This is a genomic window from Klenkia sp. PcliD-1-E (assembly GCF_024124375.1).
Taxonomy (GTDB): Bacteria; Actinomycetota; Actinomycetes; order Mycobacteriales; family Geodermatophilaceae; genus Klenkia.
This window is the reverse complement of sequence record NZ_JAMXRZ010000136.1, coordinates 1-9820: the sequence shown is the minus strand read 5'-3', so window position 1 is coordinate 9820 and position 9820 is coordinate 1. Positions and strand designations below refer to the sequence as shown.

The window sequence follows — 9820 nt, the reverse complement described above, 5'->3', positions numbered from 1 at the left end:
GGCCCTCGCCCCGCCGACCCCCGCAGCCCGCCCGGCGCCGGTGCCCCCGCCCGCGGCACCGCCGCCGGCCCGGTCGGGGGAGCAGGCGCCCTTCCGCACCCGCTTCGTCCCGGGCCCGGACGACACCCAGGTCATCCCGGTCCTGCCGCCGGTGCCCACCCGCGCGGACGAGGACGAGGACACCGGCACCGTCGTCGCCCGCGAGGGCACCCCCGGCGGCAGCCGCGGCATCCTGCGCGCCGCCGGCACGATGGCCGTGGCCAGCCTGGTCTCGCGGATCACCGGGTTCCTGCGCACGGTCGCCCTCACCGCGGCCATCGGCGTCGGTGCCGTGGGCAACGCCTACGACATCACCAACACGCTGCCCAACATCGTCTACGAGCTGCTCCTGGGTGGCGTGCTCACCTCGGTGGTCGTGCCGCTGCTCGTGCACGCCCAGGAACGTGACCGCGACGGCGGCACCGGCTACGCGCAGCGGCTGACCACCCTCGCGATGGCCGGTCTCACCGTGCTCACCGCGATCGCGGTGCTGGCCGCCCCGCTGCTCACCAGGGCCTACGGCATCACCGACCCGCAGCAGGTCCCGCTGGCCAACTGGCTGGCCCGGCTGCTGCTGGTGCAGATCGTCTTCTACGGGCTGGGCGCCCTGGCGTCGGCGATCCTCAACGCCCGCGGTGTCTTCGGGTGGCCGGCCTGGGCGCCGGTGCTCAACAACCTCGTCGTCATGGTCACCGCGGTGCTGTTCGTGCTGGCCGGCGGGCCCGGCGACCTCACGCCGCTGACCATCACCGACACCCAGGTCTGGCTCCTGGGCATCGGCAGCACGCTCGGCATCGCGGTGCAGGCCTTCGTGCTGCTGCCGCAGCTGCGGCGGGCCGGGGTGCCGCTGCGACCGCGGTGGGGCCTGCGCGGGGTGGGGCTGAGCGAGGTCGGGACGCTCGGCCTGTGGGTACTCGCCTACGTCGCCATCAGCCAGGTCGGCGTCGTCGTCGCCACCCGGGTCGCGCAGGCGGCCTACGCCGACGGCGGCCTCGGGCCGGCTGCGTTCGCACGGGCCAGCCTGCTCTTCCAGATGCCCTACGGAATCATCGGTGTCGCCCTCCTGACCGCGCTCGTGCCCCGGATGAGCCGGGCGGCCAGCCGCCACGACGTGCCCGGGGTCGCGGCCGACCTCTCTCTGGGCATGCGGCTGTCGGCGGTCGGCCTGCTGCCGGTCACCGCGCTGCTGGCCGTGCTGTCGCCGTCGCTGACCACCGTCGCCTTCGGCCACGGCCAGACCAGCGTGGACCAGGCACGCACCATCGGCTTCGCGCTCGCCGTGGGGGCGTTCGGGTTGTTGCCGATGGCGGTGACCCTGCTCCAGCTGCGGGTGTTCTACGCGATGAAGGACGCCCGGACCCCCACGCTGATCCAGGTGGCGATGATCGTCGTCCGGGTACCGCTGCTCCTCGCCGTCCCCGCCGTCGTCGAGCCGCAGCACGTCGTCGCCGGGTTGATGGTGGTGACGTCGCTGACCTACGTCACCGGCTGGGTCGTCGGGGACCTGGCGCTGCGGCGCCGGCTGGGTGCGCTGCGCACGGGGGACACCGCTGGACCGGTGCTGAAGCTGCTGGTCGTCTCGGTCGTCGCCGGCGCGGTGGGCTGGGGTGCGGCGCACCTCACCAGCGGAGTCGCCGGGACCTCCGTCACCGGGTCGCTCGTGACCCTCCTGGTCGGTAGCCTGGTGATCGGCGTCGTGGTCGTCATCGGCGTCGTGCTGGCGAAGGTCCCGGAGGTCTCGGGCCCGGTCGCAGCCGTCCGGGCGCGCCTGGGCGGGGCACGGCGGTGAGCGGCCCGGCACCGCGACCGGCGCGCGAGGGCGCCGGCAGGGAACCGGGGAGGTCGGCAGCGTCCGTGACGTCGACGACCACCGGCCTGCCCGACCGCTACCGCCCCATCGACCAGCTCGCCCCCGACGAGCCGACCAGCACCGGCACCATCCGGTCCTGGCGGGCCCGCGACCGCGTGCTCAACCGCGACGTCGCCCTGCGGGTGCACACCCCCGGCGGCCCGGCCGCCCGCGAGTGGATCAACCGCGCGCTCACCGCCGGCGGGCTGGCCACCCCGGCCCTGTCGATGGTCTACGACGCCGCCGAGGGCACCCCCGACGACAGCCCCGCCGCCTACGTCGTCAACGAGTGGATCGACGGCCAGACGCTGGCCGACCGGCTGGCGTCCGGTCCGCTGCCCGAGCGCGAGGCCCGCACCGTCGTCCGTCGGCTGGCCGAGGGCGTCGCCGAGGCGCACCGGGTCGGCCTGGCCGTCGGCGGGCTCACCCCCGAGCACGTCGTGCTGCGGCCCGGCGGCCTGGTCGGCCTGCTCGCCGTCCCCGCCGCCGAGGGCACCGTCCCCGGCGACATCGCCGCGCTCGGTGCGCTGCTCGAGCTGTGCCTGACCGGCCGCCGCGGCGACGAGCCCGGCGCCGAACCGCCGCAGATCGTGCAGCCCGACCTGGCCGCCCTGGTCCGCCGCGCCCGCTCCACGGAGCCGGGCACCGCGCTGTCCAGCGTCGCGGCGATGGCCGCGCTGCTCGGCGACCGGCCGCGCACCGGCCACACCGCACCGCAGCTGGCCGTCCGGGGCGACGAATCCGAGAGCGGCTGGCTGCGCAAGCTGCGCGACCGCCGGGACGCCGAGGACGCCGCGGCCAGCGCCGCCGGCCAGCCGCTGCGCCGCGACGACGCCGTCCCGCTCTCCCCGGACAGCTACCCCCCGGTGCCCCGGGTGGTCGCCGACCGCGACGACGAGGACGACCTCGACTGGGGCTCGGCCTTCGCCGGCGAGGACGACGAGGACCTGGTCGACGACGAGCCGCAGGCCCCCGGCTGGCGCCGCCGGCTGGCCGTCGTCGGCCTGCCGCTGCTCGCGCTGGTGCTGGTCGTCGCCGCAGGCTGGTGGCTGGGCACCAACGTCATCTCCGCGGCCAGCAGCGTCGACGAGGTGCAGGGCTCCACGCCCGGCGTCACCGCCCCCACCAGCGCGGGCGAGGACGGCGGCGCTGACCAGGGCACCCCCGCGGGCACCCCGCTGCAGATCAGCACCGCGCAGGTCTTCGACCCCTTCGGTGACGGCGAGCCGGAGAACGACCAGGACGTCCCGCAGTCCTACGACGGCGACCCGGCCACCTCCTGGCCGACGCTGACCTACCGGGGCTCGGCCGACTTCGGCAACCTCAAGCCCGGCGTGGGCGTGCTCTACGACCTGGGCTCGGAGCAGCCGCTGTCCGGGGTCACCGTCACCGGGTCGCAGGGCGCGACCGTGGAGGTCCGCACCGGCGACTCCGCCGACGGCGACCTGGACTCCTACGCCGTCGGTGCGCAGGGCGACCTGACCGGCGGCGCGGACGAGCTGTCCTTCGCCGAGCCGGTCACCGCCCGCTACGTGCTGGTCTGGATCACCTCGTTGGTCCCCGCCGACGGCGGCTTCCGGGCCGACCTCGCCGAGGTCTCCCCGCTCTCCGCGGGCTGAGCCGCCGGCCGGACGTCGGCGGTGGCGCGGGAATGCGCGCCCTAGGCTGTCCGTTGTGCCGCCCGTGACGAACGACCAGCCCACCCCCGGCCCCGCTGTCTCGGCCCCCGGCGACACCGGGCAGTCCCCGGCGATCCCGCCGGCCGAGCACGACGGCGTGCGCGACCTGATCATCATCGGGTCCGGCCCGGCCGGCTACACCGCCGCCACGTACGCCGCCCGCGCGAACCTGCACCCCCTGGTGTTCGAGGGCTCCCAGTTCGGCGGGGCGCTGATGACCACCACCGAGGTGGAGAACTTCCCCGGCTTCCCCGAGGGCATCCAGGGCCCGCAGCTCATGGACGACATGCGCACCCAGGCCGAGCGCTTCGGCGCCGAGCTGGTGCCCAGCGACGTCACCGAGGTCGACCTCACCGCCACCCCCAAGGTGGTCAAGGTCGGCGACGAGGTGCACCGCGCGCACGCCGTCATCGTGGCCACCGGCTCCAAGTACCGCTACCTCGGCCTGGAGAACGAGGCCCGGCTGCTGGGCCACGGCGTCTCCGCCTGCGCCACCTGCGACGGGTTCTTCTTCCGCGACCAGGACATCGCCGTCGTCGGCGGCGGTGACTCGGCGATGGAGGAGGCCACCTTCCTCACCCGGTTCGCCAAGTCGGTCACCGTCGTGCACCGCCGTCCCGAGCTGCGCGCGTCGAAGATCATGCAGAAGCGCGCCCAGGACAACGAGAAGATCCGCTGGGCACTGGGCAAGCAGGTCACCGACGTGCACGGGGAGAACCAGGTGCAGTCGGTGACGTTGACCGACACCGAGACCGGCGAGACCGAGACCATGGACGTCTCCGGCCTGTTCGTGGCCATCGGCCACGACCCGCGCAGCGAGATCTTCGCCGGCCAGCTCAAGCTGGACGACGAGGGCTACATCCAGGTCGAGCACCCCACCACCCGCACCAACATCGACGGCGTCTTCGCCTGCGGTGACGTGGTCGACCACATCTACCGCCAGGCGATCACCTCCGCCGGCACCGGCGCGGCGGCCGCGATCGACGCCGAGCGCTGGCTCGCCGACGCCTTCGACGAGCGCTGACCCCCTCCACCCACCGCACGACCCGACAGCAAGGAGCCACCCCCATGGCAGGCAACACCGTGAAGGTCACCGACGACAGCTTCGCCACCGACGTGCTCGGCAGCGACAAGCCGGTGCTCGTGGACTTCTGGGCCGAGTGGTGCGGCCCGTGCAAGATGGTCGCCCCGGTGCTGGAGGAGATCGCCTCCGAGCACGCGGACAAGCTCACCATCGCCAAGCTGAACATCGACGAGAACCCGCAGATCGCCCGGGACTACCAGGTCATGTCGATCCCGACCATGACCGTCTTCCAGGGCGGCAAGCCGGTCAAGAGCATCATCGGCGCCAAGCCCAAGGGCGCGATCCTCTCCGACCTCGCCGACTTCATCTGAACAAGGACCTGATCGCCCCCCTCGGTGCGCTCCGCGCACCGCGGGTCCCTGCGACCAGGCCGTTCCAGTACGTCACGGGGGGTGCGGGCCGGCGGCCCGCACCCCCCGTTCGTGCGTCCGGACGCCCCGCCCTCGCCCGGACGCCCGGTGAGGCCCACAATCGGTGGCGACACGGACACACCCAGACTGGAGCGACCCCCGCGTGCAGATCCTGCTCCCCGGCAGCACCGGCCCCGCCGTCGCGGAGGTCCAGGCGGCCCTGCGCGGTCTCGGCCTGCTCACCACCCCGCCCGACGGCGGTGGCACCGCGGTCTACGACGAGGCCACCGCGCTCGCCGTCCGGCACTTCCAGCAGGTGCGCGGGCTGTCGGTCGACGGCCGGGTGGGCGAGGAGACCTACCGCGCGCTGACCGAGGCCCGCTGGTCCCTCGGTGACCGGTTGCTGCGCTACGACCCCGAGCGCCCCATGCGCGGCGACGACGTGCACAGCCTGCAGGAGCGGCTGCTCGAGCTCGGCTACGACGCCGGCCGCGCCGACGGCATCCTGGGCGCGGAGACCGAGGCCGGCCTGCGTGGTTTCCAGCGCGACTACGGCCTCACCGTCGACGGCACCTGCGGCCCGGGCACCCTGCGCGCGCTGCGCCAGCTCGGCCGTCGGGTCACCGGTGGACGGCCGCAGCTGCTGCGGCAGAGCGCCGGCATGGTCGAGTCCGGCCCGCACCTCATCGGCCGGGTCATCGTCATCGACCCCGGTCACGGCGGAGAGGACACCGGCTTCACCGCGGGCGAGACCACCGAGGCCGACCTGGTCTTCGACCTCGCGTCCCGGATCGAGGGCCGGCTGGCCGCCGCCGGCGCCACGGTCTACCTCACCCGCGGCCGGCACGGCGGCCCCTCCATGGCCGAGCGCACCGCCTTCGCCAACTCCGCCCGCGCCGACCTGTTCGTCTCCCTGCACATGGAGGCGCACGGGTCCCGCCACGCCCGCGGGGTGGCCAGCTACTACTACGGCACCGGGTCGGGGGTCTCCAGCACCGTCGGCGAGGAGTTCGCCAACCTGCTGCGCCGTGAGGTCATCGCCCGCACCGGGATGCTCGACTGCGGCTCGCACGCCAAGACGTGGGACCTGCTGCGGCTGACCCGCATGCCGGCGATCCGGCTGGACTGCGGCTACCTCTCCCACCCGGTCGACCGGCAGCTGCTGCTGGACGCCCGGCTGCGCTCGACGGTCGCCTCCAGCGTGCTGGCCGCCGTGCAGCGGCTGTTCCTGCCCGCAGAGGCCGACCCGCCGACCGGCACGTACCAGCTGTCCACCCCGGCCTGACCGGTTCCGTCAGCTGACGTCCCTACACTGCGGGAATGCCTTCCCCGACGCCTGACCTCCCGGTCGGCTCAGCGGGCCAGGTCCCGGTCCCGGCGCGGCACCCGCGGCTGGACCCGCTGGCCGACCGCTACGCCGCCCGCACCCACGGCATGAAGAGCTCGGAGATCCGGGCCCTGTTCTCCGTCGTCAGCCGGCCCGAGGTGGTCTCGCTGGCCGGCGGCATGCCCGCCGTCACCGCCCTGCCACTGGACGCCGTCGGCTCCATGATCGGGGAGCTGGTGTCCGGGATGGGCGCGCAGACCCTGCAGTACGGCTCCGGCCAGGGCGATCCCCGGCTGCGCGAGCGGATCTGCGACGTCATGGCCCTGGAGGGCATCACCGACGCCTCGCCGTCCGAGGTCGTCGTCACCGTCGGCTCCCAGCAGGCCCTCGACCTGGTCACCCGGGTCTTCTGCGACCCCGGGGACGTCATCCTGGCCGAGGCGCCGTCCTACGTCGGGGCGCTGGGGGTCTTCCAGGCCGCGCAGGCCCGAGTGCAGCACGTCGCCATGGACGACGACGGCCTCGTGCCCGAGGCGCTCGAGGACGCCCTCGTCGAGTGCCGCGCCCGCGGGGACAAGGTCAAGTTCCTCTACACGATCCCGAACTTCCACAACCCGGCCGGCATCACCCTCACCGAGGAGCGCCGGGCGAAGGTCATGGAGATCGCCGACCGGTACGACCTGCTGGTCGTCGAGGACAACCCCTACGGCCTGCTGGGCTTCGACCGCGAGCCGATGCGTGCGCTGCGGGCGCGCGACGCCGAGCGGGTCATCTACCTGGGCTCGTTCTCCAAGACCTTCTCACCGGGCCTGCGGGTGGGCTGGGTGCTCGCCCCGCTCGCCGTCCGGGAGAAGCTGGTGCTGGCCACCGAGGCGCAGGTGCTGTGCCCGCCCTCGCTCACCCAGTACGCCGTCGCCCGGTACCTGGACACCCAGCCCTGGCAGCAGCAGATCAAGACCTTCATCGAGCTGTACCGCGAGCGCCGCGACGCCACCCTGGAATCCCTCGCCGCGCTCATGCCGCCGGGCACCAGCTGGACCAAGCCGGACGGCGGGTTCTACGTCTGGCTGAAGCTGCCCCCCGGCCTGGACGCCAAGCTCATGCAGCCCCGCGCGGTCAGCGCGCACGTGGCCTACGTGCCCGGCATCGGCTTCTACGCCGACGGCCAGGGCAAGGAGTACATGCGGCTGAGCTACTGCTACCCCGAGCCCGACCAGATCCGTGAGGGCGTGCGCCGCCTGGCCCGCGTGGTGGAGGCCGAGCTGGACCTGCACAGCACGTTCGGGTCGGTCGACACCGGCCGTTTCCGGGCGGTCCGGCCCGCGGCCCCGCAGGTCCCCGACGCCCAGCCGATCACCGGGCCCGCCTCCTCCGACAGCATCGGCGACGTGGGCGGTGACCAGCCGTGAGCACCCGGCCCGTCGACACCGACCCCGACACCGACCTGCTGCGCGCCGTCGTCCTCGCCGGGGGCCTGACCTTCGAGCGCGAGGTCAGCCTGTCCTCGGGCACCCAGGTGGTCGAGGCCCTGCTGCGCGCCGGCCTGGACGCCGAGCTGCGCGACGCCGACGCCGACCTGCTGCCCGGGCTGGCCGCCGCCCCCGCCGACGCGGTCTTCATCGCCCTGCACGGCTCCACCGGCGAGGACGGCGCGGTCCGTGCGGTCCTCGACCTGGCCGGCATCCCCTACGTCGGTTCCCCGGCCGCGGCCTGCCGGCTGGCCTGGGACAAGCCGGCCGCGAAGTCCGTCGTCCGCGCCGCCGGGGTGACCACGCCGGACTGGGTCGCGCTGCCGCACTCCACCTTCCGCGAGCTCGGTGCGGGCGCCGTCCTGGACCTGATCGTGGCCCGGCTGGGCCTGCCGCTGATGGTCAAGCCCGCGTCCGGCGGCTCGGCGCTCGGTGCGCAGAAGGTGGCCCGGGTCGAGGACCTGCCGGCCGCCATGGTCAGCTGCTTCGCCTACGGCGACACCGTGCTGGTCGAGCGCTTCGTCGACGGCGTCGAGCTGGCCGTGTCGGTGATCGACCTGGGGGAGGGGCCGCAGGCCCTGCCGGCGGTCGAGATCGCGCCGGAGTCCGGGGTCTTCGACTACACCTCCCGCTACACGCCGGGGCTGACGGAGTACCACACGCCGGCCCGGGTGGACGACGACGTCGCGCAGCGGGCGGCCGACTGCGCGGTGACGGTGCACCGGGCGCTGGGCCTGGCCGACCTGTCACGCACCGACCTCCTCGTCGACGCCGGGGGCACCGTGCACTTCCTCGAGGTGAACGTGTCGCCGGGCCTGACGGAGACGTCGATGTTCCCGATGGCGGTGGAGGCGGCCGGGCACCGGCTCGGCGACGTCCTCACCCGGCTGCTGCACCAGGCCGCGGCCCGCCGCTGACGCCCGCCACGGGGGCAGCATCCAAGGTGCGGCGTGGATCAGGTGCGACGACCACCGTGCATCCTCCGCCACCGACATCGACGGCGGAGGATGCGCATTCCTCGTCCCACCTGATCCATGCCGTCCCGCCGGCCGATTCCGTCAGTGACGGAACAGCGGTCAAGCGGGCGGTTGGCTGCGGCCGGTGATCTCGGGCGCCATCATGCCCACGATCCGCTGCAGGTCGTCGACCGAGCCGAACTCGACGACGATGCGGCCCTTCGCCCGGCCGATCTGCACCTTGACCTTGGTCTCGAAGGCGTCCGACAGCCGGTGGGCGAGGTCCTCGACCCCGGGGGCGGTGATGGTGCGGCCGGACTTCCGCTTCGCCTCCGGCTCGTGCGCGACGGCGAGCGCCACGGCCTCCTCGGTGGCCCGCACGCTCATGCCCTCGGCGACGATGCGGGTGGCCAGGGCGTCCATCGCCTCGGGGGTGGGCAGGCCGAGCAGCGCGCGGGCGTGCCCGGCCGACAGCACACCGGCGGCGACCCGGGTCTGCACCTTCACCGGCAGCTTCATCAGCCGGATGGTGTTGGTGACCTGGGAGCGGCTGCGGCCGATCCGGCTGGCGAGCTCCTCGTGGGTGGCGCCGAACTCCTCCAGCAACTGCTGGTAGGCCGCGGCCTCCTCCAGCGGGTTGAGCTGGACCCGGTGGATGTTCTCCAACAGCGCGTCGCGCAGCATCGCGTCGTCGGAGGTGTCCCGGACGATCGCCGGCACGGTCTCGAGCTCCGCGGCCCGGGCGGCGCGCAGCCGGCGCTCGCCCATGATCAGCTCGTAACCGCCCTCGCCCCGCTCGCGGACGACGATGGGCTGGAGCAGGCCGAACTCCTTGACGGAGTGGGTCAGCTCCTCCAGCGCCTCGTCGTCGAAGACCAACCGCGGCTGCTTGGGGTTGGGGACGACGTCGGTGACGGCGACCTCGCGCAGCTGCGCGCCGGGGACGCCGGCGACGTCCTCGGTCCGGTCGGCGACCGGGGCCAGCGCCGCGGGCGGGGCGGGCGCCAGTCCGGCTGCGGCGCGCTCGGCGGCGGCCGCGACGTGCGCGTGCGCGGCGACCGCGCCCC

At 74.3% G+C, this 9820-nt stretch carries 8 protein-coding genes; 7 read left to right on the top strand and 1 reads right to left on the bottom strand.

All coding sequences use genetic code 11. From position 1 onward, the window contains the following. From murJ to NH342_RS19740, 7 genes are all read left to right on the top strand, one after another. On the top strand, nucleotides 1-1828 hold a 1828-nt coding region (gene murJ / locus NH342_RS19770; protein WP_253017525.1), incomplete at its 5' end, for a murein biosynthesis integral membrane protein MurJ. A gap of 65 nt (nucleotides 1829-1893) precedes the next feature. Then, entirely contained in the window at nucleotides 1894-3507 is a 1614-nt protein-coding gene (locus NH342_RS19765) for a protein kinase family protein (protein WP_253017523.1), read from the top strand. A 133-nt stretch (nucleotides 3508-3640) separates the two neighbouring features. Beyond that, complete coding sequence (trxB, locus tag NH342_RS19760) at nucleotides 3641-4591, top strand: thioredoxin-disulfide reductase (protein WP_308200711.1); 951 nt, start codon at nucleotides 3641-3643, stop codon at nucleotides 4589-4591. Nucleotides 4592-4635: 44 nt separating this feature from the next. Further along, nucleotides 4636-4962: a thioredoxin gene (gene trxA / locus NH342_RS19755; RefSeq protein WP_253017519.1), complete on the top strand. Its 327-nt coding sequence runs from the start codon at nucleotides 4636-4638 to the stop codon at nucleotides 4960-4962. A gap of 202 nt (nucleotides 4963-5164) precedes the next feature. Further along, entirely contained in the window at nucleotides 5165-6286 is a 1122-nt protein-coding gene (locus NH342_RS19750) for an N-acetylmuramoyl-L-alanine amidase (protein ID WP_253017517.1), read from the top strand. 35 nt (nucleotides 6287-6321) lie between these two features. Further along, a complete protein-coding gene (locus NH342_RS19745) occupies nucleotides 6322-7737 on the top strand; it encodes a PLP-dependent aminotransferase family protein (RefSeq protein ID WP_253017515.1) in 1416 nt (471 codons plus the stop codon). Then, entirely contained in the window at nucleotides 7734-8714 is a 981-nt protein-coding gene (locus tag NH342_RS19740) for a D-alanine--D-alanine ligase (protein ID WP_253017513.1), read from the top strand. Before NH342_RS19745 ends, NH342_RS19740 begins: the two co-directional genes overlap by 4 nt. Before the next feature lie 159 nt (nucleotides 8715-8873). Here NH342_RS19740 and NH342_RS19735 read toward each other — a convergent pair. Next, nucleotides 8874-9820, bottom strand: a 947-nt coding sequence (locus tag NH342_RS19735; protein ID WP_253017511.1) for a ParB/RepB/Spo0J family partition protein, incomplete at its 5' end; no start/stop codon positions are given.

Excerpts from the sequence above, each read along its gene's own strand:
- NH342_RS19745 (WP_253017515.1), top strand. The coding sequence starts at position 6,322 with ATGCCTTCCCCGACGCCTGACCTCCCGGTCGGCTCAGCGGGCCAGGTC.
- trxA (WP_253017519.1), top strand. The coding sequence starts at position 4,636 with ATGGCAGGCAACACCGTGAAGGTCACCGACGACAGCTTCGCCACCGAC.